The sequence below is a fragment of the Amnibacterium sp. genome, assembly GCF_036559085.1.
GTDB lineage: Bacteria > Actinomycetota > Actinomycetes > Actinomycetales > Microbacteriaceae > Amnibacterium.
This window is the reverse complement of the sequence record NZ_DATBTU010000010.1, coordinates 115,300-142,227: the sequence shown is the minus strand read 5'-3', so window position 1 is coordinate 142,227 and position 26,928 is coordinate 115,300. Positions and strand designations below refer to the sequence as shown.

Genomic DNA, 26,928 nt, shown 5'->3' with positions numbered 1-26,928 from the left:
GGGTGGGCCGTTCCAGCGTTTGGGGACGAGGTGTGGGAAGCCGTTGTGGACCCGGATCTCGTGCTGGAACGTCTTGGCGTGGACGAGGTGGTGGTGGAAGGCGCAGAGGAGCACCCCGTTGAGCACGTCGGTGCCGCCGTCGTCGCGGTGCCACCACTGGATGTGGTGCGCCTCCGTCCAGGCGGCCGGGGCGGTGCAGCCGGGGTAGGCGCATCCGCCGTACCGGACGACAAGGGTCTTTCGTTGGGCGGCGGTGAAGAGCCGTTCGGTCCGGCCGAGGACGAGGGGTTCGCCTGCCTCCCCGGTGACGAGCAGGCGGATGCCGCCGCCGCAGGTGAGGCGCTCGACGGACGGGATCGAGATCCGCGCGCCGATGCCGTCGATGCTGCCGCAGCCGCGCCCGGCTTGGAGGTCGGCGAGGGTGGTGGTGACGATGACTTCGTGGCCGGGCTTGGTGGGGCCGGCTTTGGCGTCGTCGGATGCCGTCATCCCGGCCTTCAGCAGCGCCAGAACCGTGTCGAAGTCGAACTGGGCTTTGCTGCGCCGTTCGCCCTCGGTCTCCCGCCAGCCGGACTCGAGGTCCTCGGTCTCGTCGCAGTCCTCGCGTTGCCAGTGCACGCCGCGGCGGACGCTGTGCAACGCGGCGCGGATGACGGCGGCGTCCTCGGCGGCGGCGAGGCCGCGGAACGGGGTCATCCCGTCGAGCCCTTCGCGGCCGAGGGTGAAGGAGCGCTTGCGGTGCTGCTCGTCCTCATCCGGCTCCGCGCCGTCGGGGTCGAGGTAGGCACGCCACGTGTCGGCATGGATCCGGACCAGCTCGGGACCGACCTCGCAGGCCACCTCGGTGAGCGCCGCCTCGGCGACCGGCAGCTGCTCGCGATCCGCCCGCCGCCGGACCGACTGCAACGTCTCGACGATGATCCGCGCCGGCTCGAGCCCCACCTCGCCCGCCTGCACCGCGGCCGCGAGCTCGGGGTACCGGCCGGGCACCTCCTCGCCGGCGAGGGTGAGCCGCGGCTGCAGCGCCATACCGAGCCCGATCCGCCGCTTCGCCTCCCGCAAGCCGACCCGCGCGAGATCCGCGATCAGGTCCGCGCCGTCCTTCCGCCCACGGGTGAACGCGAGACCTTGGTCACCGCGGGCCGGCGCCGAGCGCATCTCGATCTCCGCCGCGACAGCGATCCGGCGGGCGTCGACGAGCCGGCCGAGGGCCTCCCACGCCTCCGTCTCCGCCACCAGCTCATCATCGGAGCAGGTCCGGAAGCGGGGCGTCGCAGCGAGCGCAGCAGCCAGCGCCGCCCGTGTCGTCGCCGCTGCTTCCATGCCTGCATTGCACCACAGGGGTACGACACTCCCTAGCCTCCGACCAGGAGATCTATGGATACCTCGTCGGCGCGCCGCCCGCCTGCCGACCCCACCTCATCCGACCCCTCGAGGGTTGCCACTCGTGGCGACTTCCCGGCCCGAGAAGTCACCACCAGTGGCAACCCGCGCGGGACAACGGCCCTCGTCGGGTCGGGAGGTGAGGGCCGCGGTCAGTGCCCCATGCCGAGGCCGCCGTCGACCGGGATGACGGCTCCCGAGATGTAGCCGGCGTCGTCGCCCGCGAGCCAGAGCACGGCGGCGGCGACCTCCTCGACGGAGCCGAACCGCGCGGCCGGGATGCGGCCCTTGTACTCCTGCTGCGTCTCCTCGGGAAGCGCGGCGGTCATGTCGGTCTCGATGAAGCCGGGGGCGACGACGTTCGCCGTGATGCCGCGGCCGCCGAGCTCGCGGGTGAGCGACCGTGCGAAGCCGATGAGCGCGGCCTTCGACGCCGCGTAGTTCACCTGGCCGGCGGAGCCGAGCAGCCCGACGACGCTCGAGATCAGCACGACCCGGCCGAACCGCGCGCGCAGCATGCCCTTCGAGGCGCGCTTGACGACGCGGAACGCGCCCCCGAGGTTCGTGGCGACGACGGCGTCGAAGTCGTCCTCGGACATCCGCATCAGCAGGGTGTCGCGGGTGATCCCGGCATTCGCGACGACCACCTCGACGGGCCCGAGCTCGGCCTCGACAGCCGTGAACGCGGCGTCGATCGAGGCGGCGTCCGTGACGTCCGCCTGGACGGTGAGCACCCCGTCCGGGCCCTTCCCGTCGCGGCTCGTGACGGCCACACGGTGCCCCGTCTCGGCGAAGGCGAGCGCGATCGCGCGCCCGATCCCCCGGTTGCCGCCGGTGACGAGCACGGTGCGTGCGGTCATGCCGCTCCCCTTCCCAGTGAACCTCCCGGGAGCCTATCGACCCCGACCTGACGCCCCCTGGTGGGGGCGTAGCCTGACTGCACTGTGGCTCACTCCCTGCACGTCCCGACGCTGCACCGCCGCCCGTCGCACGACGTGCAGTCGGCCACCTCGCTGCGCAGCTCGCCGCATGACGACCGCAGGTCGAGGATGCGGAAGTACACGATCGCGATGAGCATCCGCACCGTCTGCCTGATCCTGCTGGTCGTCATCCCGGACTGGTGGCGCTACGTGTTCGGCGTGGGCGCGGTGATCCTGCCGTACATTGCCGTGGTGCTCGCGAACGTGGGATCCAGCGGCGCCGCCGAACCGGTGCGCCCCGGAGTGGTCCCACCCCTGGCGATCGAGCAACGCCGGCCTTGACCTCCGGCGGGGCCGCCGCCACCTGCTCGAGGGCGGGCTGCCGGCAGCCGGCCGTCTGGCGGATCGAGTGGCGCAACCCGAAGCTGCACGATGCCACCCGCACGAAGGTGTGGCTCGCCTGCGACGCGCACCGCGGGTTCCTCACCGACTTCCTCGCCGCACGGGACTTCCCCGTGCAGGTGGCGGCCGTGGCGGAGGCGTAGCGGATGCACCAGATCACGGCGGTGCTGCGCGCCCTCGCCCGTGACGGGCGCTGGCGGCGCCCCCTGGCGCTCGCGATCGCGTTCGCCATCGGCTGCGGACTGCTGTCGTGGTGGCAGTTCGCCCGCCGCACCGAGACCGCCCAGGCGAACGCGCTGGTCGTCGCGAACTACGACGCCGCGCCGCGGCCGCTCGGCGACGTGCTCCACGGACTCACGTCGTACCGCCCCGGCCAGCAGTGGCGGCAGGTGACGGCGACCGGCGTCTACCTCGTGCAGGACCAGCTGCTCGTCCGGGACCGGCAGCTCGGCGGTAACCCGGGGTTCGAGGTCCTCACCCCGCTGCGCCTCGACGACGGACGCGTCTTCGTCGTCGACCGCGGGTTCCTGAACGTGGGCACGAAGCAGGACCGGCCGGATCAGATCCCGTCGCCGCAGACCGGCCGCGTGACGGTCACCGCCCGCCTGCAGGCGAACGAGCACGCCATCCCGGGCCGGAGCGCGCCTGCCGGCGAGATCCCGTCCATCGACCTCGACGCGGTCGCGAAGGAGGTGGGCGCGCCGACGTACACCGGCGCGTACGGCCTGATGGTGTCCGAGGACCCGCCGGCCGGGATCAAACCGGCCCAGCTCGCTCCGCCCTCGTTCGGCGACGACGAGGGCACCCACCTCTCCTACGCGATCCAATGGATCCTGTTCGCGCTGCTCGCCTTCTTCGGGCTCGGCTGGTCCGTGCGGCGCAGCCTGCGCGACGCGGGCGACCCGGACGTCCTCGAGGCCGATCTCCGCGCGGAGGCGCGCCGCAGCAGGCGCGCGCCGTCCGACGAGGCCGCGGAGGACTCGCTCCTCGACCGCTGAGGCCTGGTCAGCTGACGCTGATGAGGTCCGCGTAGTCGGGGTTCCAGTGGTCCTCGGTGCCGTCGGGCATGATCAGCACGCGCTCGGGGTTCAGCGCCTCGACGGCGCCCTCGTCGTGGCTGACGAGCACGACCGCACCCGTGTAGGTGGCGAGCGCGCCGAGGATCTCGTCGCGGCTCGCGGGGTCGAGGTTGTTCGTCGGCTCGTCGAGCAGCAGCACGTTCGCCGCCGACACGACGAGCATCGCGAGCGCGAGCCGCGTCTTCTCGCCGCCGGACAGCACGCCGGCGGGCTTGTCGCCGTCGTCACCGGTGAAGAGGAACGACCCGAGCACCCGTCGCGCCTCGGTTGCCGAGAGGTTCGGGGCCGCGGAGAGCATGTTCTCGAGCACCGAGCGCTTCACGTCGATGGTCTCGTGCTCCTGCGCGTAGTAGCCGATGCGCAGGCCGTGGCCGGGCTCGATCTGCCCGGTGTCGGGCTGGTCGACACCCGCGAGGATCCGCAGCAGCGTGGTCTTGCCCGCACCGTTCAGGCCGAGCACGACGACCTTCGAGCCGCGGTCGATCGCGAGGTCGACGGCGGAGAAGATCTCGAGGGAGCCGTACGACTTCGACAGGTCGGACGCCATGAGCGGCGTCTTGCCGGACGGCGCCGGATCCGGGAAGCGCAGCTTCGCGACACGGTCCACCTGGCGGACCTCCTCGAGCCCGGAGAGGAGCCGCTCGGCGCGGCGGACCATGTTCTGGGCCGCGACGGCCTTCGTGGCCTTCGCGCCCATCTTCGCGGCCTGCAGCTGCAGCGCGGACGCCTTCTTCTCGGCGTTCTGCCGCTCGCGCTTGCGCCGCTGCTCGTCGGTCTCCCGCTGCTTCAGGTACTGCCGCCAGCCCATGTTGTAGACATCGAGCACCTGGCGGTTCGCGTCGAGGTAGAAGACGCGGTTCACGACGTCGCCGACGAGGTCGACGTCGTGGCTGATCACGATCGCGCCGCCCTTGTACTGCTTCAGGAACTCCCGCAGCCAGATGATCGAGTCCGCGTCGAGGTGGTTCGTCGGCTCGTCGAGGATGAGGGTGCCCGCGTCGGAGAACAGGATGCGGGCGAGCTCGATGCGGCGCCTCTGGCCGCCCGAGAGGGTCTTCAGCTGCTGGTCGAGGATCCGGTCGGGCAGGGCGAGGTTCGAGGCGATCGAGGCCGCCTCGGCCTCCGCGGCGTAGCCGCCGCGGGCGAGGAACTCCTCCTCGAGCCGCGCGTAGCGGTTGATCGCCTTCTCGGCGACCGCCGGGTCGCTCGAGCCCATCCGCTCGGTCGCCTCGGCCATCTGCAGCGTCACGCTGCCGAGCCCGCGGGCGTCGAGGATGCGGGTGCGGGCCAGCTGCTCGGGGTCGCCGGCGCGCGGATCCTGCGGCAGGTAGCCGATCTCGCCCGACCGCTCGACGCGGCCGGCGGCCGGCTGCAGCTCCCCCGCCAGCACCTTCGTGAGGGTGGTCTTCCCGGCGCCGTTGCGGCCCACGAGGCCGACCTTGTCGCCGTCGCCGACGCGGAACTCGACGTCGGCCATGAGCCGGCGGGCGCCGACGGCGATCTCGAGGTCGTGCACGGCGAGCACAGCGATACCTCGATTCCGATGGAGGGAGCCCACGACGGGCTCCGGGAAAGCAGCCCTCTAGTGTAGTCCAGGGTCCGGATGCGGACCGCCGCGTGATGCCCCTAGGAGCGCCGTTGTCGACCTTCTCACTCGCCCCGCGCCGCACGGTCCTCGCCGACCGGGTGCTTCCCCGATCCCTCGCCGTGGACGCCGGTCTCGTGCTCGCCGGCGCAGCGCTCACCGCAGGCCTCGCGCAGGTCGCGATCCCGCTCTGGCCCGTGCCGATCACCGGGCAGACGCTCGCGGTGCTGCTCGTCGGCGCCTCGCTCGGGGCGGTCCGCGGCGCGACGTCGATGGTCGTGTACGCACTGGCGGGCCTCATCGGCCTGCCCGTCTACTCGGACCACACGTCGGGCGCGGCGGTGCTGCTCGGGCCGACCGGCGGATACATCGTCGGCTTCGTGCTCGCGGCCGCGCTCACCGGCTGGCTCGCCCAGCGTCGGTGGGAGCGCCGGTTCGTCGGCGGCATGCTCGCCTTCGTCGCCGGCTCGGTCGTCGTGTTCCTCGTCGGCCTGCCCTGGCTCAAGGTGAGCCTCGGCCTGACCTGGTCGCAGACGCTCGCAGGGGGCCTCTACCCCTTCATCGTCGGCGGGATCATCAAGGCCGTGATCGCGGCGCTCCTGCTCCGCGGCGCGTGGGCCCTCGTCGCCCGGGCCGACCGCAGCAAGTAACCCTCCGAACAGCAGGAACGCCCGCTCCCAGCGATGGGAGCGGGCGTTTCGGCGTTGCGGAACGGTCAGATCTGGAAGCCGATCGCGCGCATCATGTCGCGGCCGTCGTCGGTCATCCGGTCGGGGCCCCAGGGCGGCATCCAGACCCAGTTGATCCGGAACCGCTCGACGTGGCCGTCGAGGGCCTGGGCGGTCTCGTCCTCGATCACATCGGTGAGCGGGCAGCCCGCGGACGTCAGGGTCATGTTGATGACGAGCGCGTCGTTCTCGTCGTCCCAGTTGAGGTCGTAGATGAGGCCGAGGTCGACGACGTTCACGCCGAGCTCCGGGTCGACGACGTCCTTCAGCGCCTCGGAGATCTCGTCGAACCGCTCCGGCGCGAGCGACACGGTGCTCATGAAGCGACCGCCTCGCCGACGTAGCGGTCGTAGCCCTCGTCCTCGAGCCGGTCGGCCAGCTCGGGGCCGCCCTCCTCGGCCACCCGGCCCGCGACGAACACGTGCACGAAGTCGGGGGTGATGTAGCGGAGGATCCGCGTGTAGTGGGTGATGAGCAGCACACCGAGGCCGGTGTTCGCCTTCGCCCGGTTCACACCCTCGGAGACGATCTTCAGCGCGTCCACGTCGAGGCCGGAGTCGGTCTCGTCGAGGACCGCGAAGCGCGGCTTCAGCAGCTCGAGCTGGAGGATCTCGTGGCGCTTCTTCTCGCCGCCTGAGAAGCCCTCGTTGACGTTGCGCTCGGCGAAGCCCTGGTCCATCCGCAGCGCGTTCATCGACTCGCGGACATCCTTCACCCAGCCGCGGATGGCGGGCGCCTCGCCGTCGATCGCGGTCTTGGCGGTGCGGAGGAAGTTCGAGACGGTGACGCCGGGGATCTCGACCGGGTACTGCATCGCGAGGAAGAGGCCGGCGCGGGCGCGCTGGTCGACGGACATGGCGAGCACGTCCTCGCCGTCCAGCCGGATCGAGCCGGACTCGACGTGGTACTTCGGGTGGCCGGCGATCGTGTACGCGAGCGTCGACTTGCCGGAGCCGTTCGGGCCCATGACCGCATGGGTCTCGCCCTCGCGGATGGTGAGGTCGACGCCGCGCAGGATCTGCTTCGTGCCCTGGTCGGTCTCGACGCTGACGTGGAGGTCGGCGATGGAAAGCGTTGACATGCTGAAAGTCCTTTACCTTGTCGCGCCGCCGTCAGGCGGGCAGTTCCTCGGCGGGGATCGGGGTCGGGTCGACGAGCACGTCGCCGCCCTCGACCACGACCCGGAAGACGGGCACCGGCTGGTACGCCGGCAGGGTGAGCGGGCGTCCGCTCGTCAGGGAGAACTTCGAGCCGTGCGCCCAGCACTCGAGGGTCTCGTCCTCGACGAAGCCCTCAGCGAGCGAGATGTCGCCGTGGGTGCAGGTGTCGCCGATGGCGTGGATGGTGCCCTTCGAGTCCTGCACGACGGCGACCGGGGTGCCGGCCACGTCGACGCGCAGGGCGGTGTCGACCTCGAGCTCGTCGACGCCGCAGACGCGGACGGGCGCGCTCATCGGGACTGCTCCGACCGGCTCGGGCCTGCGAGCTCCGCCTCGATGGCGTCGTGGAGTCGCGTCTCGAGCTCGGGCACGCCGATCTTCTGCACGATCGAGGCGAGGAACCCGCGGACGACGAGGCGACGGGCGGCCTCCTCGGTGATGCCGCGGGCCTGCAGGTAGAAGAGCTGCTCGTCGTCGAAGCGGCCGGTCGCGGAGGCGTGGCCTGCGCCGGCGATGTCGCCGGTCTCGATCTCGAGGTTCGGGACGCTGTCGGCACGGGTGCCGTCGGTGAGCACGAGGTTGCGGTTCTGCTCGTACGAGTCGGTGCCGGTGGCGTCGCGGCCGATCAGCACGTCGCCGACCCACACCGTGTGCGCGCCGTCGCCCTGGAGCGCGCCGCGGTACTCGACCCGGCCCTTGGTGTGGTCGGCCTGGTGGAACAGGAAGACCTGGCTCTCGAGGTGCTGGCCCGCGTCGGCGAAGTAGACGCCGAGCAGCTCGCCGTCGGCGCCGGACCCGGCGAGGGTCACGGCGGGGTTCACCCGCACGACGGAGCCGCCGAGGGAGACCACCACGTGCTTGAGCCGGGCGTCGCGCCCGACCCGGGCGAAGTGGTTCGCGACGTGCTTGGCGTCGTCGGCCCAGTCCTGCAGCGTGACGACGGTCACCTCGGCGGAGTCGCCGACCAGGATCTCGACGTTCTCCGCGAGCACGGCCTCGCCGGCGTTGTCGAGCACGACGACGGCCCGCGCGAACGGGGCGACGTCGATGATCGTGTGCGCGGCGCGGGGCGTGCTGCCGAGGCGGTCGCGTCGCACCGTCACGTGCACCGGTCCCTCGGAGCGCCCCGTCCCGTCGCTTCGCGCCGCGCCGGGTCCCCGGCGCTCCGTGGGGCCCACCTCACCCGTGATGCGGATGTCGAGGGCCTCGCCGAAGTGCGACCACGCGTTCGCGGATGCCCGGTCCTCCGGGATGCCGGCGGTGCCGATGCGCGCATCCGACCGGTCGGACCAGCCGACGGTCGACGCGCCGTCACCCTGCACGGTGATCGGGTACCGGCCGCCGTCGAGCTCGCCTTCGATGAGCGCGCCGAGGCGGTCGATCGGCGTCAGCTTCCAGCCGGCCTCCCGGCCCGTGACGGGCGGGAACGCGGTCACGTCGGTGGAGGAGAAGCGCTCGTTGCGGGTCTGCACCGGCACGGCGGATCGCTCGTGCCGGCTCGTCGCATCCGCGATGATGGCCGGCCGCGTGCCCGTGCCGGTCACCTCGACGCTCGTCTCGCCGGCCGGCGTCGCCAGGCCTGTGGTCGTGGTCGCAGTGGTCTCGTTCGTCATCCGTGTTCCGGCGGTCAGCCGACGCTGCCTTCCATGCCCATCTCGATCAGCTTGTTCAGCTCGAGCGCGTACTCCATCGGGAGCTCCCTCGCGATCGGCTCGATGAAGCCGCGCACGATCATCGCCATCGCCTCGTCCTCCGGCATGCCGCGGCTCATCAGGTAGAAGAGCTGCTCCTCGCTCACCTTGGAGACCGTGGCCTCGTGGCCGAGCTGCACGTCGTCGACGCGGATGTCGATGGCCGGGTAGGTGTCCGACCGGGAGATCGTGTCGACGAGCAGCGCGTCGCAGCGCACGGTGTTCGCGGAGTGGTGCGCGTTCGGGTCGACCCGGACCTCGCCGCGGTAGCCCGCCCGGCCGCCGCCCCGCGCGATCGACTTCGAGACGATCGACGACTGCGTGTACGGCGCCATGTGGATCATCTTGGCGCCGGCGTCCTGGTGCTGGCCGGGGCCCGCGAAGGCGACGGAGAGCGTCTCGCCCTTGGCGTGCTCCCCCACCAGGTAGATGGACGGGTACTTCATCGTCACCTTGGAGCCGATGTTGCCGTCGATCCACTCCATCGTGGCGCCCTCGTGGGCGATGGCCCGCTTCGTGACGAGGTTGTAGACGTTGTTCGACCAGTTCTGGATGGTCGTGTACCGCACGCGGGCGTTCTTCTTCACGACGATCTCGACGACCGCCGAGTGCAGCGAGTCGCTCTTGTAGATCGGCGCCGTGCAGCCCTCGATGTAGTGCACGTAGGAGCCCTCGTCGGCGATGATCAGCGTCCGCTCGAACTGTCCCATGTTCTCGGTGTTGATCCGGAAGTAGGCCTGCAGCGGGATGTCGACGTGCACGCCCTTCGGCACGTAGACGAAGGAGCCGCCGCTCCACACCGCGGTGTTCAGCGACGCGAACTTGTTGTCGCCCGCGGGGATGACGGTGCCGAAGTACTCGGTGAAGAACTCCGGGTGCTCCTTGAGGGCCGTGTCGGTGTCCATGAAGATGACACCCTTCTCCTCCAGCTCCTCCTGGATCTGGTGGTACACGACCTCGGACTCGTACTGGGCGGCGACGCCGCCGACGAGGCGCTGCCGCTCCGCCTCCGGGATCCCGAGCTTCTCGTAGGTGGCCCGGATGTCCTCGGGGAGGTCCTCCCAGGTCTGCGCCTGGCGCTCGGTGGACTTCACGAAGTACTTGATGTTGTCGAAGTCGATGCCCGAGAGGTCGGCGCCCCACGTGGGCATGGGCTTGCGCTCGAACATGGCGAGGCCCTTGAGCCGGTTCTTCAGCATCCACTCCGGCTCACCCTTGCGGCGGGAGATGTCGGTGACGACGTCGGCGGAGATCCCCCGTCGCGCGGAGGCACCGGCTTTGTCGGAGTCCGACCAGCCGAACTCGTAGACACCGAGTCCCTCCAGCTCAGGACGATCGATCAGCACATCGGTCACGGTGCTCCTCTCCGTACAGTGGCAACCCGATCCGGGGGCGGCGCATTCCCTCGGCTCCCGGCCGGGAGCCTCACGCACCGCGCCTATGATCCGGTGCGAAGGCGACGGGCGGCACCCGTGCGGGCTGCAGGCCGATGAGCGGCTCCACGGCACGGCGGCGTCGCGCTCGACCCGGCGGCCCATCCTAGCCGCCGCCCACATGCACCTCGGAGGACGCATCCATGACGGTCAGGCTCGACGCGCAGGCGGCACAGGGATCGGCGGGCGCCGCCGTGCCACGGGTCGCCTCCCCGGTGATCCGGATCGCGGCGTGGGCCTCGCTCGTCGCCGAGATCCTGCTCGTCGGCACCGGCGGCGCGGTGCGGCTCACGGGCTCCGGCCTCGGCTGCCCGACCTGGCCGCGGTGCACCGCGGCCTCGTTCGCGACCACGCCGGCGATGGGCGTGCACGGGATCATCGAGTTCGGCAACCGGCTGCTCACGTTCGTGCTCGTCGTCGTCGCGCTCGCCGCGTTCGCCGTGGTGCTGCGCTCGTGGCGCACCAGGAAGGACCTCTTCGGGCTGGCGCTCGCGCAGCTGCTCAGCATCCCCGCGCAGGCCGTCATCGGTGGCATCACCGTGCTGACGCACCTGAACCCGTGGATCGTGGCGGCCCACTTCCTCTTCTCGCTCACCCTGGTGGTCGCGATGACGGTGTTCGTGCACCGGTCCCGGGTGCTGCCCGGGCCGCGGGTGCGGGCGATCCCGCCGCTCGCCGCCGTGATGACGGGCGTCGTGGCGGTCCTCGCCGCGATCGTCGTCGCCCTCGGCGTGACCACGACGGGCTCCGGCCCGCACGCGGGCGATGCGACAGCGCCCCGCAACGGCCTCGACCCGGTCGTGCTGCAGCAGGTGCACGAGTCCGCCGCGTGGCTGCTGCTGCTCGCGAGCGTCGTGCTCCTCGTCCTCGCGCTCCGCGGCCGCGCACGGGTGCGACCCGTCGCGGTCCTCGTCGGCGTCGAGGTGGTGCAGCTGGTGGTCGGTGTGACGCAGGTGGCGCTCGGCTGGGCCGCGGGCCTGGTCGTCGTGCACGTCTTCCTCGCGGCGGTGCTCACCGCCGCGACGACTGCCGTGGTGCTCGCCTCGCGCCGCCCGGCGCCCGTGACGGCGTCGTCGCCCGCGGCCCCCGTCCCCGCCGCCTGACTCGCTCCCGGGAGGCCTCGGCCACGCCGACGGGCGGTTTCGGGCGAGATGGGCGTCCGATGACGCCCATGGTGTCCGAAGTGGCCCGTTCCTCCACGCCCCGGGCGGAATCGGCTCAGTGGAAGAGCAGCGGGTCGAGCGCGACGCCGACGAAGAGCAGCGACAGCGACCCGATCGACGCGTGGAACACGCGCATCGGGGCGACCTCGGCACCGGTGACGGCCCGGGCGTAGAGCAGGTGCGTCTCGAGGACGAACCAGCCGCCCGCGACGAGCGCGACGACCGTGTAGAGCGGCCCCATGTGGGCGACGGGGACGAGAAGCAGCGAGCACGCCAAGGTGGCCCAGGCGTAGAGCACGGTCTGCAGGCCGACCTTGGTGTTGCTCGCGACGGCCCCGAGCATCGGCACGTTCACGGATGCGTAGTCGTCCTTGTAGCGCATCGACAGCGGCCAGTAGTGCGGCGGCGTCCAGAGGAAGATCACCGCGAAGAGCACCCAGGCGCCCCAGGAGAGCGAGCCGGTGACGGCCGCCCACCCGATCAGCACCGGGAAGCAGCCGGCGAGGCCGCCCCAGATGATGTTCTGACGCGTCCGGCGCTTCAGCCACATCGTGTAGATGAAGACGTAGAACGCAATCGCGGCGAGCGAGAGCACAGCCGAGAGCCACGTGGCGCCGAAGCCGAGGATCAGCGTCGAGAGCACGGTGAGCGCCGAGGCGAAGACGACCGCTTGGCGGGGCGTGAGCACACCCGTCACGAGCGGGCGGTGCCGGGTGCGGTGCATGACCCGGTCGATGTCCCGGTCGATCACCATGTTGAACGCGTTCGCGGCGCCCGCGCTCAACGTGCCGCCGACGAGCGTGCAGAGCACGACGAGCAGGTTCGGCACCCCGTGCGCCGCGAGGATCATCACCGGCACGGTCGTCACGAGCAGCAGCTCGACGACACGCAGCTTCATCAGCGCGATGTAGCCACGCAGACGTCGGCCGCCCGGCGCGTTGGATGGGCCCTGGCCGACGGCCGCCGGGCCGCCGGCAGCCGAGACTGCCGTGCTCACTGGCAACGATTCTACGGGGCCGCAGCCCAGCCCTTCGGCCGCCTCCCCTGGAACCGCAGGTCGTTTACAAGGCAGGAATCCCTAGACTTCCCCCGGGCTGGTGCACGGCCCGCTCTCAAGTCCACCCGGTGGAAGGGGATCCAAGTGACGGACGTCCGCACGAGGCACACGACCGAGCTCGAGTGGGAACCGCTCGACGAGAAAGCGGTCGACACGGTCCGTGTCCTCGCCGCCGATGCCGTCCAGAACGCCGGGAACGGCCACCCGGGCACGGCGATCAGCCTCGCGCCGCTCGCGTACCTGCTGTTCCAGAAGGTCATGCACCGCGACCCGACCGACAGCACCTGGATCGGCCGCGACCGGTTCATCCTGTCGGCGGGTCACTCGTCCCTGACGCAGTACATCCAGTTCTACCTGGGCGGCTACGGACTCGAGCTCGAGGACCTGAAGCAGCTCCGGAAGTGGGGCTCGAAGACGCCGGGCCACCCCGAGTACGGGCACACGGACGGCATCGAGATCACCACGGGCCCGCTCGGCCAGGGCTTCGCCTCCTCCGTCGGCTTCGCCTACGCCTCCCGCTTCGAGCGCGGGTTGTTCGACCCCGACGCGGCACCGGGCACGAGCCCGTTCGACCACTTCGTCTACTGCATCGCGAGCGACGGCGACATCGAGGAGGGCATCACCAACGAGGCCTCCTCCCTCGCCGGCACCCAGCAGCTCGGCAACCTGATCGTCTTCTACGACCGCAACCGCATCTCGATCGAGGACGACACCAACATCGCCCTCTCCGAGGACACCCCCGCGCGCTACCGGGCGCTCGGCTGGCATGTCCAGGAGGTGTCCTTCATCCAGCCCGACGGCTCCTACAAGGAGGACGTCCAGGCCCTGCACGCCGCGATCCTCGAGGCGCAGTCCGTCACCGACAAGCCGTCCTTCATCGTGGTCGACACGATCATCGGCTGGCCGTCGCCGAAGCTGCAGGGCACGGGCAAGATCCACGGCTCCGCGATGGGCGACGAGGAGGTCGCGGGCCTGAAGCGCGCGATCGGCTTCGACCCCGACACGACCTTCGACGTCGCGCCGGAGGTGCTCGAGCACACCCGCAAGGCGATCGAGCGCGGCCAGGAGCAGCACCGCGAGTGGAACGAGCGGCTCGAGCAGTGGGCGGCGGCGAACCCGGAGCGCAAGCAGCTGCTCGACCGCATCATCGACTACCGGCTCCCGGAGGACGCGTTCGTCGACCTGCCGGAGTTCCCGGCCGGCAAGGCCGTCTCCACGCGCGTCGCCTCCGGCAAGGTGATCAACGCGATCGCGCCGCACATGCCCGAGCTCTGGGGCGGATCCGCGGACCTCGCCGAGTCGAACAACACGACCATCGAGGGCGCCGACTCGTTCCTGCCGCCCGAGCGCGGCACGAAGATGTGGCACGCGAACCCGTACGGACGCGTCCTGCACTTCGGGATCCGCGAGCACGCGATGGGCGCGATCCTGAACGGCATCGTGCTGCACGGCAACACCCGCGTGTTCGGCGCGACCTTCCTCATCTTCAGCGACTACATGCGGCCCTCGGTCCGCCTCGCGGCCCTGATGAAGGCGCCCACCATCTACGTCTGGACGCACGACTCGATCGCCCTCGGCGAGGACGGCCCGACCCACCAGCCGGTGGAGACGCTCTGGGCCCTCCGGGCGATCCCGCAGCTCGACGTCGTGCGCCCCGGTGACGCGAACGAGACCGCGGTCGCGTGGCGCACCATCCTCGAGCGGCGCAAGGGACCGGCCGGCCTGGCGCTGACCCGCCAGAACATCCCCGTGTTCGAGCGCGGCTCGGGCGCCGCCGACGGCGACACCTACGCGTCGGCGGAGGGCACCGCGAAGGGCGCCTACGTCTTCGCGGAGGCACCGGGTGGCACGCCCGACGTGATCCTCATCGGCACCGGCTCGGAGCTGCAGATCGCGGTCGACGCCCGCGAGCAGCTGAAGGGCGAGGGCATCAACGCCCGCGTCGTGTCCGCGCCGTGCCTCGAGTGGTTCGAGGAGCAGGACGATGCGTACAAGGAGTCGGTGCTGCCGGCCTCGGTGCGCGCGCGCGTGTCGATCGAGGCGGGCCTCTCCCTCGGATGGCGCCGCTACATCGGCGACGCCGGCCGCAGCGTCTCGGTCGAGACGTTCGGCGCCTCCGCCGACTACCAGACGCTGTTCGAGAAGTACGGCCTGACCACCGAGCACGCGGTCGCCGCCGCGAAGGAATCCCTGGGCCGCTGAACCGGTTTCCACCAGGAAGAAGGAGTTCATCATGAGCATCACCGACACCAAGGCCGACACCCCCACCGCCGCGCTCTCCGCGGCGGGCGTGAGCATCTGGCTGGACGACCTCTCCCGCGAGCGGATCAAGGGCCACGGCCTCGAGAAGCTGATCGCCGAGCGCGACGTCGTGGGCGTCACGACGAACCCGACGATCTTCGCGTCGGCCCTCTCCAAGGGCGAGGCGTACGACGAGCAGGTCCGCGAGATCGCCGCCTCCGGCAAGGACGTGGCGGAGGCGATCTTCGAGATCACCACCGCCGACGTCGGCAACGCGGCGGACGTCTTCCGCGAGGTCTACGACCGGTCCAACGGCTACGACGGCCGCGTCTCGATCGAGGTCTCCCCCGAGCTCGCGCACGACACCGACGCCACGATTGCCGAGGCGAAGCGGCTCTGGTCGACGATCGGCAAGCCGAACGTCATGATCAAGATCCCGGCGACCGTCGAGGGCCTCCCCGCCATCACCGCCGCCATCGCCGAGGGCATCAGCGTCAACGTGACCCTGATCTTCAGCCTCGAGCGCTACGCCGCGGTGATCGACGCCTACTTCGCGGGCCTCGAGAAGGCCGCCGCGGCCGGCATCGACCTGTCGACCATCCACTCGGTCGCGTCCTTCTTCGTCTCCCGTGTGGACACCGAGGTCGACAAGCGCCTCGACGCCGTCGGATCCGACGAGGCCCGCGCCCTGAAGAGCAAGGCGGCGATCGCGAACGCGCGACTCGCCTACGAGCTCTTCGTCGAGCGGTTCGCCACCGAGCGCGCGATCGCGCTGCAGGAGAAGGGCGCGAACCGGCAGCGTCCCCTCTGGGCCTCCACCGGTGTGAAGGACCCGAGCCTGCCCGACACGCTCTACGTCACCCAGCTCGTCACCCACGGCGTCGTCAACACGATGCCGGAGAAGACGCTCGAGGCCGTGGCCGACCACGGCACGGTCGAGGGCGACACCGTCGTCGGCCTGTACGAGGACGCCAAGCAGGTGATGGCGGGGCTCGCGAAGGTGGGCGTCGACATCGACGAGGTCACCGCGCTGCTCGAGAAGGAGGGCGTGGAGAAGTTCATCGCCTCCTGGCACGAGCTGACCGACACGGTCACCGCCGCCCTCGACGCAGCGCGCCGGTGAGCATCCGCATCGCCGCGGGCGGTGCTACGGAGAAGGCCGCGAGGCGGGTGATCGCCCGCCTCGTCGACGAGCGGGCCGCGTCGGCCATCACCGTGCAGGACCCCACGCTGTGGGGTCCTGCCGCGGAGGCCGGCGCGACGAACGCGCTCGGCTGGACCGAGGCGGTCGCCGACGGACGGAGCCTCGTGCACCCGGTCGAGTCGCTCCGGACGGAGCTCGGCCGAGCGGGCGCGACCCGGGTCGCGCTGCTGGCCGGCCCGGTCACGGGTCTCGCGGCGACGACCATCACGGCGACGCAGGGCGTCGCGCTGAGGCTGCTCGATCCGCACGCGGACACGATCGGCGTCGCGCTGGGTGCCGCAGCCGACACCGTCGTGGTCCTCGCCGACGCATCGGGGAGCGGCCTCGCGGCGGAGGCGCTGCTCCAGGCCGCCGAGCAGGCTGTCCGATCCGCCGGTGTGGACGCCGAGCGGCGGATCGTCGTCGTCGCCGAACCGGGTTCGGCGCTCGAGTCGGCCGCCACGGCCGCCCGCCTCCGGGTCTTCCCGGCGCCGACGGCGGTCGGCGACCGCTTCTCCGCGTTGAGCGCGGCCGCCCTCGTGCCGGCGGGGCTCGCCGGCGCCGACCTCGCCGAGCTGCTCGACGAAGCGGAGTCGGAGGAGCTGAACCTCGCGATCGACGACCCCTCGAACAACGGGCTGCGGCTCGCCGCGCTGCTCGCGGCGCTCGGGCAGGACGGGCTCGCCGTCGTGGCGGACGGCACCCACGTGGTCGGCTACGACCGGTGGGCGGCGCACCTGCTCGGCGCCGCGGGGATACGGGCACGCGCGATCCCCGCGGACTCCGCCGAGCCCGCCGAGCTCCCGGTGCTCCGGATCGTCTCGGACGCCCACGACGGCCGGCCCGGTCCGCGCGAGGTGCTGATCAGCGGCTCCCTCGGCGAGCTGCTGCTCGTCCTCCAGTACACCGCGGCGCTCCTCGCCCACCTGCACGGGGTGGACCCGTTCGGCGGACCGGCAGCGCCCACGTCGACCCCCTCGGAGGGACCGCGATGACGGAAGGACCGGCGACCGTCGGCCCCGGCGAGAACCCGCTCCGGCTCGCGACGGATCGACGGCTCAACCGCATCGCAGGACCCTCGAGCCTCGTGATCTTCGGCGTGACCGGCGACCTCGCCCGCAAGAAGCTCATGCCCGCCGTCTACGACCTCGCGAACCGCGGCCTGCTGCCGCCCGGCTTCGCCCTCGTCGGGTTCGCGCGGCGGGACTGGGCGGATGAGGACTTCGCGAAGGTCGTCCATGACGCCGTGCAGGAGCACTCGCGCACGCCCTTCCACGAGGACGTCTGGCGCCAGCTCGCGCAGGGCATCCGCTTCGTCCAGGGCACCTTCGACGACGCCGAGGCCTTCAGCCGCCTGCGGCAGACGGTCGAGGCGCTCGACGCCGAGCGCGGCACGATGGGCAACCACGCGTTCTACCTGTCGATCCCGCCGAAGGCGTTCCCGCAGGTCACCGAGCAGCTGAAGGCGTCCGGCCTCGCCGATCCGCGGCCGGGCCAGTGGCGGCGCGTCGTCATCGAGAAGCCGTTCGGGTCGGACCTGCAGACGGCGCGCGAGCTCAACGACGTCGTCGAGAGCGTCTTCCCGGCGGACAGCGTCTTCCGGATCGACCACTACCTCGGCAAGGAGACGGTCCAGAACATCCTGGCGCTGCGCTTCGCCAACATGCTCTTCGAGCCGATCTGGAACGCGAACTTCGTCGACCACGTGCAGATCACGATGGCCGAGGACATCGGCGTCGGCGGCCGCGCCGGCTATTACGACGGCATCGGCGCCGCACGCGACGTCATCCAGAACCACCTGCTCCAGCTGCTCGCGCTGACCGCGATGGAGGAGCCCGTCTCCTTCGACGCCGTGCACCTGCGGGCGGAGAAGGAGAAGGTGCTCTCCGCGGTGCGCCTCCCGAAGGACCTGTCGCTCGCGACGGCCCGAGGGCAGTACACGTCCGGCTGGCAGGGTGGCGAGCACGTGCTCGGCTTCCTCGAGGAGGACGGCATGGCGCCCGACTCCACCACCGAGACCTACGCGGCGCTGAAGCTCGAGATCGGCACCCGACGCTGGGCCGGCGCCCCGTTCTACCTCCGTGCAGGCAAGCGGCTCGGGCGTCGCGTCACAGAGATCGCGGTCATGTTCAAGCGGGCGCCGCATCAGCTCTTCGCGGAGAGCCAGACGTCGCTGCTCGGCCAGAACGCGCTCGTCATCCGCGTGCAGCCCGACGAGGGCGTGACGATCCGGTTCGGCTCGAAGGTGCCGGGGGCCGGGATGCAGGTCCGTGACGTCACGATGGACTTCGGCTACGGCCACGCGTTCACCGAGGCGAGCCCAGAGGCCTACGAGCGACTCATCCTCGACGTGCTGCTCGGCGACCCGCCGCTCTTCCCCCGCCACGAGGAGGTCGAGCTGTCCTGGATGATCCTCGACCCGGTCGAACGGTTCTGGGCCGAGTCCGGCAGGCCCGAGCCCTACCGGCCGGGCACCTGGGGGCCCGCCTCCGCCGAGGCCCTGATGACCCGCGACGGACGAAGCTGGAGGCGCCCGTGATCGTCGACCTGCCGGACACGACCGCCTCCCGCGTGCAGCGGGCGCTCGTGAAGATCCGGGCCGAGGGCGGGGCCGTCGCGCTCGGCCGTGTGCTCACGCTCGTCATCGCGACGCGGCTCGGTGCCGAGGAGGAGGCCATCGAGGCAGCGAACGACGCCTCCCGCGAGCACCCGATGCGCGTCATCGTCGTCAGCCGGCCCGACACCACGGACGGCGAGCCCCGCCTCGACGCGCAGATCCGCGTCGGCGGCGACGCGGGCGCCAGCGAGGTCGTCGTGCTGAAGGCCTTCGGCGAGGCCGGCGCGGACGAGGAAGGCCTGATCACCGGCATGCTCCTACCCGACGCGCCCGTCGTGGCGTGGTGGCCGGGCGAGGCGCCCGACCGGGTCAGCGACTCCCCCATCGGCCGCATCGCGCAGCGTCGGATCACCGACGCCTCGACCCAGGACGACCCGCAGGCGGCGTTGCTCCACCTCGCCCGCACCTACCGCCCCGGGGACTCCGACTTCGCCTGGACCCGGCTCACCCTCTGGCGCGCCATCCTCGCCGCCGTGCTCGACCAGCCGCCGTTCGAGACGGTCGAGGCGGTCGAGGTCTCGGGCGCCGCCGACTCCCCGTCCACCGAGCTGCTCGGCGCCTGGCTCGGGCTGCAGCTCCGCGTGCCGGTGACCATCGTGCTGTCGGACCGGTCGACCGGCTCGAGCGGCATCCACGGGGTGCGGCTCACCCGCGCGGGCGGCGACATCGACCTGGAGCGCACCGTGCCGAACATCGCCACGCTGCTGCAGCCCGGGCAGCCGACACATCAGGTCTCGCTGCCCAGGCGCAGTCTGCGAGACTGCCTGGCGGAGGAGCTGCGCCGCCTCGACCCGGACGACCTGTTCGGCCAGGTGCTCACCGAGGGCCTCCCGGCACTCGCGGGGCAGGCGGCGACCGGAACTGGAGGACCGTGACCAACGAGAGACGGGTGCTCGTCCACCCCGACGTCGACGCGCTCACCGCTGCGGTGGCGGCGCGTTTCCTCACCAAGCTCGTCGACCTGATGGACGAGTTCGACACGGTCAACGTCGCCCTCACGGGCGGCACGGTCGGTGCCGGCACCCAGCGGGCGGTCGCGACCTCCGGGATGCGCACCACCATCGACTGGAGCCGGGTGCACTTCTGGTGGGGCGACGAGCGCTTCGTACCGAAGCACGACCCCGAGCGCAACGAGGTGCAGGCCCGCGAGGCGCTCCTCGACCACATCGGCGTCCCCGAGGCGAACATCCATCCGTTCCCGGCCTCCGACGAGATCGAGGACATCGAGCGCGCCGCCGCCGCCTACGCGGAGGTGCTGCAGCAGCACGCTCCCGAGGGCAGCACGATGCCGCGCTTCGACATCACGTTCCTCGGTGTGGGACCCGACGGGCACATCGCCTCGCTGTTCCCCGAACGGCCCGGAGCGAACACCACGTCCACCACCGTCATCCCGGTCCGCAACGCACCGAAGCCGCCGCCCGACCGCCTGAGCCTCACCCTGCCGGCGATCAACACGTCGCACCGGGTCTGGATGGTCGCCGCCGGCGCCGAGAAGGCGACCGCCCTCGGGCTCGCGCTCGCGGGAGCGAGCGAGGACGAGGTGCCGGTGGCCGGTGTCCAGGGCCGCAAGCGCACCGTGTTCTTCGTCGACGAGGCGGCTGCCAAGAACGTCCCGCAGAACCTCATCGCCCAGTCGTACTGACGCGTTCGGAACGCGCGGGGCCCCTGGAGCCGGTTCCGACGCGCCGCGAATGCGGCGTGGCGGCCGTGCGACAGGGAAGGGTCGAGCCCGTGCCGCGTCCCGAATGCGGAGCGATCAGCTGTCGGCAGGGATCTTCCCGCGACGGATGCGGAGCTGCTTCAGCGCCTCCTCGAGGAGCTGGGCCGCCTCCTCGTCGGTGCGGCGCTCCTTCACGTAGGCGAGGTGCGTCTTGTACGGCTCGGTCTTCGCGACGGCGGGCGGGTTGGCCCGGTCGCGACCGGCCGGCAGGCCGCTCGAGGGCGAGTCGATGGTCGTGGGGATCTCGTCCGCGGGCAGGTTCGCCGCGAAGTAGCGGACGGTCTCGTTGCCGAGCGCGTCCCAGTACGAGACCGCGATGCGCTCCGCGTGGTGACCGTGATCCTGCTCGCCCATCGGACCGGCGCCCACTCGGGAGCCGCGGATGGCGCTGCCGCCTGATGCCATGAGTTGCTCGCTTCGGGTTGCGGGACGCTCAGGCGCCCGTGGTGAACCGGGTGATCAGGCCGATGACGATGACGCAGGCGAACCAGATCACTCCGAGGATCACGGTGATCCGGTTGAGGTTGCGCTCCGCCACGCCGGACGCGCCGAGGCTCGACGTGACGCCGCCACCGAACATGTCGGAGAGGCCGCCGCCGCGACCGCGGTGCAGCAGGATGAGCAGGGTCAGCAGCAGGCTGGTGATGCCGAGCACCACGTAGATCACGACTTCGAGGATCGCCATCCCTCCTCCTTCCACCGTTCGCAGCGAGAATCCAGCGACGGCAAGTATAACCGGCCGCTCGCGCGGCGCACGGGTGGGTCGGCCTCAGACGCCGACGTGCTTGGGGAACTGGGCGATCGCGGCGAACTCGGCGGGATCGAGGCTCGCGCCGCCGACGAGCGCGCCGTCGACGTCGGGCATCCGCAGGAAGCCCGCGATGTTGCCGCTCTTCACCGACCCGCCGTAGAGGATCCTGGTGCGCTCGGCCGCCGCGTCGCCGAGGACCTCACGCAGCGCGCCGCGGAGCGCCGCACCGACCTCCTGCGCGGTCTCGGCCGTCGCCGCCTTGCCGGAGCCGATCGCCCAGACGGGCTCGTAGGCGACGACGAGCTCCGCGTCGGCGGACACGCCGTCGAGCGCGGCACGCAGCTGCCCCACGGGCACCGCGCTGGCGCCGTGCCGCTCGAGGTCCTCGGCCGTCTCCCCCACGCACAGCACGGGCACGAGGCCGTGCTGCAGGGCGGCGCGCACCTTGGCGTTCACCAGGGCGTCGTCCTCATGGTGGTCGGCTCGGCGTTCGGAGTGCCCGATGATCACGTAACGCGCGTCGAGCTTCGCGAGCATCGCGGCGGACACGTCGCCCGTGTGCGCCCCCGACTCGTGCGGCGAGACGTCCTGCGCACCGAGCTCGAGCGTGAACCTCTCGGCCGAGATCAGCGTCTGCACGCTGCGCAGGTCGGTGAACGGCGGGAAGACCGCGACCTCGACGCCCTTCGCGTCGTAGCCCGCGTCCTTCAGGGTCCACGCGAGCTTCTGCACGAGCGCGATGGCCTGGAGGTGGTCGAGGTTCATCTTCCAGTTGCCGGCGATGAACGGTCTGCGCGTCATGACTCCGCCTCCCAGCCGAGCACCTCGAGGCCCGGCAGCCGCTTGCCCTCGAGGAACTCGAGGCTCGCGCCGCCGCCCGTCGAGATGTGGCCGAACCGGTCCTCGCCGAAGCCGAGCGTGCGCACCGCAGCGGCGGAGTCGCCGCCGCCGACGACCGAGAGCCCGTCGACCTCGGTGAGGGCCTCGGCGACGCGCTTCGTGCCGGCGGCGAAGACCGGGAACTCGAAGACGCCCATCGGGCCGTTCCAGAAGACGGTCCGCGAGCCCGTGATCGCGCGAGCGAACGACTCGGCGGTGTCGGGGCCGATGTCCAGCCCGATCGCGTCGGCGCCGAACCGGGTCGACTCGATCGCGTCCGCCGCGACCGTCTCGTGATCCGCGTCGGCGGCGAAGGCCGCGGCCACCACGACATCGGTCGGCACGACGATCCGCACGCCGAGCTGCTCGGCGCGCGTGAGGTAGTCCCGGACGACGGGGATCTGGTCCGCCTCCAGGAGGCTCTTCCCGACCGGGTGGCCGGCGGCGGCGAGGAACGTGAAGAGCATCCCGCCGCCGATGAGCAGCGAGTCGACGCGCGGCAGCAGGTGGTCGATGACCCCGAGCTTGTCGCTCACCTTCGATCCGCCGAGCACGACCGTGTACGGCTTCGCCGGGTCCCGGGTGAGGCGCTCGAGCACGCCGAGCTCCCCCGCGATCAGCAGACCCGCCGCGCTCGGCAGCACCTGGGCGAGCTCGTAGACGCTCGCCTGCTTGCGGTGCACGACGCCGAAGCCGTCGGACACGAACGCGTCGGCGCCGGCCGCGATCTCCTCGGCGTACGCACGCCGCTCGCCCGCGTCCTTCGACGTCTCCCGCGGATCGAACCGCAGGTTCTCCCGCACGACCACGTCGCCGGCGGCCTCCGGCCCGAAGCCGACCTCGCGCCCGAGCAGCTCACCGAGCCGCGCCGCGACCGGCCGGAGGCTGTAGCGCTCGTCCGGAGCGCCGTCGGGGCGGCCGAGGTGCGAGACCACGGTGACGGTCGCGCCGGCGTCGAGCAGCCGGTTCAGCGTCGGCAGCGAGGCGCGGATGCGGCCGTCGTCGGTGATCGTCCCGTCCTTCAACGGCACGTTCAGGTCGCACCGGACGACGACGCGTCGTCCCGCGAGCGACCCGAGCGTGTCGAGGGTGCGCAGCGTCACCGGTTCAGAGCCGGGCGGCGACGTAGTCGGTGAGGTCGACGAGGCGGTTCGAGTAGCCCCACTCGTTGTCGTACCAGGACGAGAGCTTCACCTGGTTGCCGATCACGCGGGTGAGCTCGGCGTCGAAGAGCGAGGAGTGCGGATCGCCCACGATGTCGGCCGACACGATGGGCTCGTCGACGTACTTGAGGATCCCCTTCATGGGGCCGTCCGCGGCCTCCCGGTAGGCGGCGAGCACCTCGTCGACGCTCACCGTGCGGCTCGAGGTCACGGTGAGGTCCGTGATCGAGCCGACGGGCACCGGCACGCGGAGGGCGAAGCCGTCCAGCTTGCCCTTCAGCTCGGGCAGGACCAGGCCGATGGCCTTCGCCGCACCGGTCGAGGTCGGGATGATGCTGAGCGCGGCAGCGCGGGCGCGGCGGAGGTCGCTGTGCGGGCCGTCCTGCAGGTTCTGGTCGGCGGTGTACGCGTGCACCGTCGTCATCAGCCCGTTCTCGATGCCGAACGCGTCGTTGAAGACCTTGGCGAGCGGCGCGAGGCAGTTCGTGGTGCACGAGGCGTTCGAGAGGATGTGCATCGTCTCGGGGTCGTAGGACCCCTCGTTGACACCCATCACGAACGTGCCGTCCTCACCCGAGGCGGGCGCGGAGATGATGACCTTCTTCGCGCCGGCCTCGATGTGCTTGCGCGCGTCCTGAGCCTTCGTGAACCGTCCGGTCGACTCGATGACGATGTCGACGCCGAGGTCGCCCCAGCCGAGGGCGGCCGGGTCGCGCTGCTCGAGCACCTGCACCGGCTTGCCGTCGATGACGATGCTGTCGCCGTCGAGCTCCACGGACTGCTGCAGCCGGCCCGCGGTGGAGTCGTACTTCAGCAGGTGCGCGAGCGCTCGGTTGTCGGTGAGGTCGTTGACGGCGACGATCTCCAGGTCGCTGCCCTTCGACAGCGCGGCCCGGAAGTAGTTGCGGCCGATCCGGCCGAAGCCGTTGATCCCGACTCTGACGGTCACGAAGGTCCTCCCGAGGAGCAGTTGCGGATATCAGGACTCGCAGCGCACGACCTCGGGCGCGCGGCCGCTCACGACAGTAGCAGCAGCCCCGCGGCGCCTCCCCGGGCGGCGGTGAAGCGCTGCTCCACGTTCGTCCAGTTCACGATGTTCCAGAACGCCTTCACGTAGTCGGCGCGGACGTTCGCGTAGTCGAGGTAGTACGCGTGCTCCCACACGTCGAGGAGCAGCAGCGGCACGACACCGACCGGGAAGTCCTGCTGCTGGTCGTGGAACTGCACGATCAGCGGGCGCTGCCCGATGCCGTCGTAGACGAGGGCGGCCCAGCCGGAGCCCTGCACGCCGAGCGCGGCGGCGGTGAACTGCGCGCGGAAGGTGTCGAACGAGCCGAAGAAGTCGTCGATCGCGGCGGCGATCTCCCCGGTCGGCTTGTCGCCGCCGTCCGGGGACATGTTCGTCCAGAAGACGGAGTGGTTGACGTGGCCGCCGAGGTTGAAGGCGAGGTCCCGCGTGTGCTTGTTGATGTTCGCGAAGTCACCCTTGTCGCGGGCCTCGGCGAGCTGGTCGAGGGCGGTGTTCGCGCCCGTCACGTAGGTGTTGTGGTGCTTGTCGTGGTGCAGCTGCATGATGCGGCCACTGATGTGCGGCTCGAGTGCGCTGTAGTCGTACGGAAGCTCGGGCAGTGTGTAAACGGCCATGTCAGGTCCTCCTCGGCGGTCGTTCGACAGCCTAGGACCGTTCGTCCAGCGAGACCTTGGCCGGCGCTGAGAGGGCGGTCTGCGCGACGCCGCGAGGGTGGCGAGCGGGCGCCTACGCGTCGATGTCGGCGGGCAGGTTCGCGTCGGTGCCGGGGATGCCCTCGTCCATCGCCCGCTTGTCGGCGAGCGCGAGCAGCCGGCGGATGCGGCCGGCGACCGCGTCCTTCGTCATGGGCGGGTCGGCGTGGTGGCCGAGCTCGTCGAGGCTCGCGTCGCGGTGGTCGAGCCGCAGCCGGCCGGCGTAGCGGAGGTGCTCGGGCGTCGAGTCGCCGAGGATCTCGAGCGCGCGCTCGACGCGGGCGCATGCGGCGACGGCGGCCTGCGCGCTGCGCCGCAGGTTCGCGTCGTCGAAGTTCACGAGGCGGTTCGTGTTGGCGCGGACCTCGCGGCGCTGCCGGAGGTCCTCCCAGTTCTGCACGCTCCGCTTCGCGCCCATGTGGCCGAGCATGTCGCTGATCGCCTCGCCGTCGCGGATGACGACGCGGTGCACGCCACGCACCTCACGGGCCTTCGCGGGCACCTGGAGACGCCCTGCGGCGCCGACGAGGGCCATCGCGGTCTCGTTGCCAGGGCAGGTCACCTCGAGGGCCGCGGAGCGGCCCGGGTCGGTCAGGGAGCCGTGGGCGAGGAACGCGCCGCGCCAGACGGCCTCGATCTCATCCGGCGCCCCGGTGGTGAGCCGGTTCGGCAGGCCGCGGATGGGGCGGCGACGGGCGTCGAGCAGACCCGTCTGCCGGGCCAGCGTCTCGCCGCCGTCGACGACGCGGACGAGGTAGTGGTTGGTCCGCCGCACGCCGGAGGCCGACAGCACCGTCATCTCGCTGCGAACGCCGTACAGCTCGCTGAGGTCGCGCCGCACGCGGCGGGCGAGCTGCGGGGTGTCGAGCTCCGACTCCACCGCGATCCGACCGGAGATCAGATGCAGCCCGCCGGAGAACCGGAGGATCGTCGCGAGCTCCGCCGCGCGGACTGAGGTCTTGCCGACCTCGACGTGGGTGAGTTCGTCCTTCACCTCGGCGGTCAGAGCCAATGCGCTTCTCCCCGTTCTTCCCCCGCGTCGCCGTCTTCCCTAGCCGGCGACGCCCGTCCAGTCTCGCACCGCCCGAGGGGTGCCGCACACCGCGCTACTCGCGGCCCAGGTCCCGGTGCTTCACGCTGACGACCACGCCGGGCTGTCCGGCGATCAGCGTCGCGAGCCGTTCGACGACCGCGACCGAGCGGTGCTTGCCGCCCGTGCAGCCCACCGCGATGGTCGCGTGGCTCTTGTTCTCCCGCTGGTAGCCGGCGAGCACGGGCGCCAGCGCGTCCGCGTACCGCTCCACGAACTCGAGGGCGCCCGGCTGCCCGAGCACGTAGTCGCGCACCTGCTCGTCCTTGCCCGTCAGGGGCCGCAGCTCCGGCAGCCAGAACGGGTTCGGCAGGAACCGGGCGTCCGCGACCATGTCCGCATCCGTCGGCACGCCGTACTTGAACCCGAAGCTCGTGAGCGTCACCCGGACGCCCGGCCGCTCGTCGTCGGAGAACAGGTCGTTGATCGCCGATGCGAGCTGGTGGATGTTCAGCTCGGAGGTGTCGATGATGATGTCGCTCTGCTCGCGCACCGCGAGGGTCAGTGCCCGCTCCGCGGTGATCCCGTCGAGCAGGGTGCCGGTGCCCTGCATCGGATGGGGCCGGCGCACGGCCTCGAACCGGCGCACGAGCGCGGCGTCGTTCGCCTCGAGGAAGAGCAGCTTCAGCTGCGGTCGCACTCCCCCTGGACCCGGGGCGTTCAGCTCGGAGAGCAGCTGCCCGCCGCGCACGTCGACGACGACGGCGACGCGGGACAGCCGGTCACCGGAGTGGCCCGCGAGGTCGAGCAGGGGCCGCAGCATCTGCGGCGGGAGGTTGTCGACGACGTACCAGCCGAGGTCCTCGAGGGCGTTGCCGACGGTCGACCGGCCCGCCCCGGACATCCCCGTGACGACCAGGACGGACTGGTTCGCGGGCGAGGCGGACACCGTGGTGCCGGCCTCGGACGTGATGCCGTCCGTCATGCAGCGTGACTCCTGGGGAGAGGGGGAGGATGCGCC

General features: G+C 71.5%; 28 protein-coding genes. 11 read left to right on the top strand and 17 right to left on the bottom strand.

Annotated features, from left to right (window positions below; translation table 11 throughout):
- On the bottom strand, positions 1-1,236 hold a 1,236-nt coding region (locus VIG76_RS01505), incomplete at its 3' end, for an HNH endonuclease signature motif containing protein (RefSeq protein WP_331950285.1).
- A gap of 299 nt (positions 1,237-1,535) precedes the next feature.
- The gene (locus VIG76_RS01500) at positions 1,536-2,243 is read right to left on the bottom strand and encodes a beta-ketoacyl-ACP reductase (protein WP_331950283.1); all 708 of its coding nucleotides are present in this window, start codon (positions 2,241-2,243) and stop codon (positions 1,536-1,538) included.
- An 84-nt stretch (positions 2,244-2,327) separates the two neighbouring features.
- Here VIG76_RS01500 and VIG76_RS01495 point away from each other — a divergent pair, with 84 nt between their 5' ends.
- From VIG76_RS01495 to VIG76_RS01485, 3 genes are read left to right on the top strand one after another with little or no spacing between them, the layout of a single operon-like run.
- Positions 2,328-2,645 (top strand): DUF3099 domain-containing protein, encoded by a 318-nt coding sequence (locus tag VIG76_RS01495; protein WP_414640593.1) that lies wholly within the window; start codon positions 2,328-2,330, stop codon positions 2,643-2,645.
- Positions 2,642-2,848 (top strand): hypothetical protein, encoded by a 207-nt coding sequence (locus tag VIG76_RS01490; RefSeq protein WP_331950281.1) that lies wholly within the window; start codon positions 2,642-2,644, stop codon positions 2,846-2,848. Before VIG76_RS01495 ends, VIG76_RS01490 begins: the two co-directional genes overlap by 4 nt.
- 3 nt (positions 2,849-2,851) lie before the next feature.
- Positions 2,852-3,703: an SURF1 family cytochrome oxidase biogenesis protein gene (locus VIG76_RS01485; RefSeq protein ID WP_331950279.1), complete on the top strand. Its 852-nt coding sequence runs from the start codon at positions 2,852-2,854 to the stop codon at positions 3,701-3,703.
- A gap of 7 nt (positions 3,704-3,710) precedes the next feature.
- Here the strand turns inward: VIG76_RS01485 and VIG76_RS01480 are convergent, their stop codons facing one another.
- Positions 3,711-5,309, bottom strand: a complete 1,599-nt coding sequence (locus VIG76_RS01480) for an ABC-F family ATP-binding cassette domain-containing protein (protein ID WP_331950277.1) — start codon at positions 5,307-5,309, stop codon at positions 3,711-3,713.
- Between the two features lie 113 nt (positions 5,310-5,422).
- Between VIG76_RS01480 and VIG76_RS01475 the strand changes: the two genes are divergently transcribed.
- The gene (locus VIG76_RS01475) at positions 5,423-6,019 is read left to right on the top strand and encodes a biotin transporter BioY (RefSeq protein WP_331950275.1); all 597 of its coding nucleotides are present in this window, start codon (positions 5,423-5,425) and stop codon (positions 6,017-6,019) included.
- Between the two features lie 65 nt (positions 6,020-6,084).
- Here VIG76_RS01475 and VIG76_RS01470 read toward each other — a convergent pair whose 3' ends face one another.
- Genes VIG76_RS01470 through sufB form a run of 5 tightly spaced genes read right to left on the bottom strand, consistent with a single transcriptional unit; the run spans position 6,085 to position 10,303 of the window.
- The gene (locus tag VIG76_RS01470) at positions 6,085-6,417 is read right to left on the bottom strand and encodes a metal-sulfur cluster assembly factor (protein ID WP_331950273.1); all 333 of its coding nucleotides are present in this window, start codon (positions 6,415-6,417) and stop codon (positions 6,085-6,087) included.
- Positions 6,414-7,178 carry a Fe-S cluster assembly ATPase SufC gene (gene sufC / locus VIG76_RS01465; protein WP_331950271.1) on the bottom strand — a complete coding sequence of 255 codons (765 nt, stop codon included), beginning with the start codon at positions 7,176-7,178 and terminating at the stop codon, positions 6,414-6,416. The genes VIG76_RS01470 and sufC overlap by 4 nt, the downstream gene beginning before the upstream one ends.
- A gap of 31 nt (positions 7,179-7,209) precedes the next feature.
- Positions 7,210-7,551 (bottom strand): non-heme iron oxygenase ferredoxin subunit, encoded by a 342-nt coding sequence (locus VIG76_RS01460; RefSeq protein WP_331950269.1) that lies wholly within the window; start codon positions 7,549-7,551, stop codon positions 7,210-7,212.
- Positions 7,548-8,870: a Fe-S cluster assembly protein SufD gene (sufD, locus tag VIG76_RS01455; RefSeq protein WP_331950267.1), complete on the bottom strand. Its 1,323-nt coding sequence runs from the start codon at positions 8,868-8,870 to the stop codon at positions 7,548-7,550. Before sufD ends, VIG76_RS01460 begins: the two co-directional genes overlap by 4 nt.
- A 14-nt stretch (positions 8,871-8,884) precedes the next feature.
- A complete protein-coding gene (gene sufB / locus VIG76_RS01450; protein ID WP_331950265.1) occupies positions 8,885-10,303 on the bottom strand; it encodes a Fe-S cluster assembly protein SufB in 1,419 nt (472 codons plus the stop codon).
- A gap of 221 nt (positions 10,304-10,524) precedes the next feature.
- Here sufB and VIG76_RS01445 point away from each other — a divergent pair, with 221 nt between their 5' ends.
- On the top strand, positions 10,525-11,484 hold the full coding sequence (locus VIG76_RS01445; protein ID WP_331950263.1) for a COX15/CtaA family protein: 960 nt from the start codon (positions 10,525-10,527) through the stop codon (positions 11,482-11,484).
- 115 nt (positions 11,485-11,599) lie between these two features.
- Here VIG76_RS01445 and VIG76_RS01440 read toward each other — a convergent pair whose 3' ends face one another.
- Complete coding sequence (locus VIG76_RS01440) at positions 11,600-12,463, bottom strand: heme o synthase (RefSeq protein WP_331950307.1); 864 nt, start codon at positions 12,461-12,463, stop codon at positions 11,600-11,602.
- A gap of 222 nt (positions 12,464-12,685) precedes the next feature.
- Between VIG76_RS01440 and tkt the strand changes: the two genes are divergently transcribed.
- The 6 genes from tkt to pgl are packed head-to-tail and all read left to right on the top strand — an operon-like array spanning position 12,686 to position 20,284.
- Positions 12,686-14,803, top strand: coding sequence for a transketolase (gene tkt / locus VIG76_RS01435; protein WP_331950261.1), 2,118 nt, complete (start codon positions 12,686-12,688; stop codon positions 14,801-14,803).
- A gap of 31 nt (positions 14,804-14,834) precedes the next feature.
- Positions 14,835-15,965 (top strand): transaldolase, encoded by a 1,131-nt coding sequence (tal, locus tag VIG76_RS01430; RefSeq protein ID WP_331950259.1) that lies wholly within the window; start codon positions 14,835-14,837, stop codon positions 15,963-15,965.
- The gene (locus VIG76_RS01425; RefSeq protein WP_331950257.1) at positions 15,962-17,020 is read left to right on the top strand and encodes a hypothetical protein; all 1,059 of its coding nucleotides are present in this window, start codon (positions 15,962-15,964) and stop codon (positions 17,018-17,020) included. Before tal ends, VIG76_RS01425 begins: the two co-directional genes overlap by 4 nt.
- Positions 17,017-18,564: a glucose-6-phosphate dehydrogenase gene (gene zwf / locus VIG76_RS01420; RefSeq protein ID WP_331950255.1), complete on the top strand. Its 1,548-nt coding sequence runs from the start codon at positions 17,017-17,019 to the stop codon at positions 18,562-18,564. The genes VIG76_RS01425 and zwf overlap by 4 nt, the downstream gene beginning before the upstream one ends.
- Positions 18,561-19,517 carry a glucose-6-phosphate dehydrogenase assembly protein OpcA gene (locus VIG76_RS01415; protein ID WP_331950253.1) on the top strand — a complete coding sequence of 319 codons (957 nt, stop codon included), beginning with the start codon at positions 18,561-18,563 and terminating at the stop codon, positions 19,515-19,517. Before zwf ends, VIG76_RS01415 begins: the two co-directional genes overlap by 4 nt.
- A complete protein-coding gene (pgl, locus tag VIG76_RS01410) occupies positions 19,514-20,284 on the top strand; it encodes a 6-phosphogluconolactonase (RefSeq protein WP_331950251.1) in 771 nt (256 codons plus the stop codon). Before VIG76_RS01415 ends, pgl begins: the two co-directional genes overlap by 4 nt.
- Before the next feature lie 114 nt (positions 20,285-20,398).
- On the opposite strand, the gene VIG76_RS01405 is transcribed toward pgl, so the two are convergent.
- The 8 genes from VIG76_RS01405 to rapZ all read right to left on the bottom strand — a co-directional run bounded on the left by VIG76_RS01405 (position 20,399) and on the right by rapZ (position 26,892).
- A complete protein-coding gene (locus VIG76_RS01405) occupies positions 20,399-20,767 on the bottom strand; it encodes an RNA polymerase-binding protein RbpA (protein WP_331950249.1) in 369 nt (122 codons plus the stop codon).
- Between the two features lie 28 nt (positions 20,768-20,795).
- Positions 20,796-21,047, bottom strand: coding sequence for a preprotein translocase subunit SecG (gene secG, locus VIG76_RS01400; RefSeq protein WP_331950247.1), 252 nt, complete (start codon positions 21,045-21,047; stop codon positions 20,796-20,798).
- Positions 21,048-21,131: 84 nt separating this feature from the next.
- On the bottom strand, positions 21,132-21,914 hold the full coding sequence (tpiA, locus tag VIG76_RS01395; protein WP_331950245.1) for a triose-phosphate isomerase: 783 nt from the start codon (positions 21,912-21,914) through the stop codon (positions 21,132-21,134).
- A complete protein-coding gene (locus VIG76_RS01390) occupies positions 21,911-23,095 on the bottom strand; it encodes a phosphoglycerate kinase (RefSeq protein ID WP_331950243.1) in 1,185 nt (394 codons plus the stop codon). The genes tpiA and VIG76_RS01390 overlap by 4 nt, the downstream gene beginning before the upstream one ends.
- A gap of 4 nt (positions 23,096-23,099) precedes the next feature.
- Entirely contained in the window at positions 23,100-24,104 is a 1,005-nt protein-coding gene (gene gap, locus VIG76_RS01385) for a type I glyceraldehyde-3-phosphate dehydrogenase (RefSeq protein ID WP_331950241.1), read from the bottom strand.
- Between the two features lie 68 nt (positions 24,105-24,172).
- A complete protein-coding gene (locus VIG76_RS01380; RefSeq protein ID WP_331950239.1) occupies positions 24,173-24,799 on the bottom strand; it encodes a superoxide dismutase in 627 nt (208 codons plus the stop codon).
- Positions 24,800-24,911: 112 nt separating this feature from the next.
- A complete protein-coding gene (whiA, locus tag VIG76_RS01375) occupies positions 24,912-25,889 on the bottom strand; it encodes a DNA-binding protein WhiA (protein WP_331950237.1) in 978 nt (325 codons plus the stop codon).
- Positions 25,890-25,983: 94 nt separating this feature from the next.
- On the bottom strand, positions 25,984-26,892 hold the full coding sequence (rapZ, locus tag VIG76_RS01370; RefSeq protein WP_331950235.1) for an RNase adapter RapZ: 909 nt from the start codon (positions 26,890-26,892) through the stop codon (positions 25,984-25,986).
- Positions 26,893-26,928: the final 36 nt, after the last annotated feature.

Bases quoted from the DNA above. Each gene is read 5' to 3' on its own strand.
- VIG76_RS01500 (WP_331950283.1), bottom strand. From the start codon at position 2,243: ATGACCGCACGCACCGTGCTCGTCACCGGCGGCAACCGGGGGATCGGG.
- VIG76_RS01485 (WP_331950279.1), top strand. From the start codon at position 2,852: ATGCACCAGATCACGGCGGTGCTGCGCGCCCTCGCCCGTGACGGGCGC.
- VIG76_RS01470 (WP_331950273.1), bottom strand. From the start codon at position 6,417: ATGAGCACCGTGTCGCTCGCGCCGGAGCGGTTCGACGAGATCTCCGAG.
- sufC (WP_331950271.1), bottom strand. From the start codon at position 7,178: ATGTCAACGCTTTCCATCGCCGACCTCCACGTCAGCGTCGAGACCGAC.
- VIG76_RS01460 (WP_331950269.1), bottom strand. From the start codon at position 7,551: ATGAGCGCGCCCGTCCGCGTCTGCGGCGTCGACGAGCTCGAGGTCGAC.
- sufD (WP_331950267.1), bottom strand. From the start codon at position 8,870: ATGACGAACGAGACCACTGCGACCACGACCACAGGCCTGGCGACGCCG.
- VIG76_RS01445 (WP_331950263.1), top strand. From the start codon at position 10,525: ATGACGGTCAGGCTCGACGCGCAGGCGGCACAGGGATCGGCGGGCGCC.
- tal (WP_331950259.1), top strand. From the start codon at position 14,835: ATGAGCATCACCGACACCAAGGCCGACACCCCCACCGCCGCGCTCTCC.
- zwf (WP_331950255.1), top strand. From the start codon at position 17,017: ATGACGGAAGGACCGGCGACCGTCGGCCCCGGCGAGAACCCGCTCCGG.
- VIG76_RS01405 (WP_331950249.1), bottom strand. From the start codon at position 20,767: ATGGCATCAGGCGGCAGCGCCATCCGCGGCTCCCGAGTGGGCGCCGGT.
- secG (WP_331950247.1), bottom strand. From the start codon at position 21,047: ATGGCGATCCTCGAAGTCGTGATCTACGTGGTGCTCGGCATCACCAGC.
- tpiA (WP_331950245.1), bottom strand. From the start codon at position 21,914: ATGACGCGCAGACCGTTCATCGCCGGCAACTGGAAGATGAACCTCGAC.
- VIG76_RS01380 (WP_331950239.1), bottom strand. From the start codon at position 24,799: ATGGCCGTTTACACACTGCCCGAGCTTCCGTACGACTACAGCGCACTC.
- rapZ (WP_331950235.1), bottom strand. From the start codon at position 26,892: ATGACGGACGGCATCACGTCCGAGGCCGGCACCACGGTGTCCGCCTCG.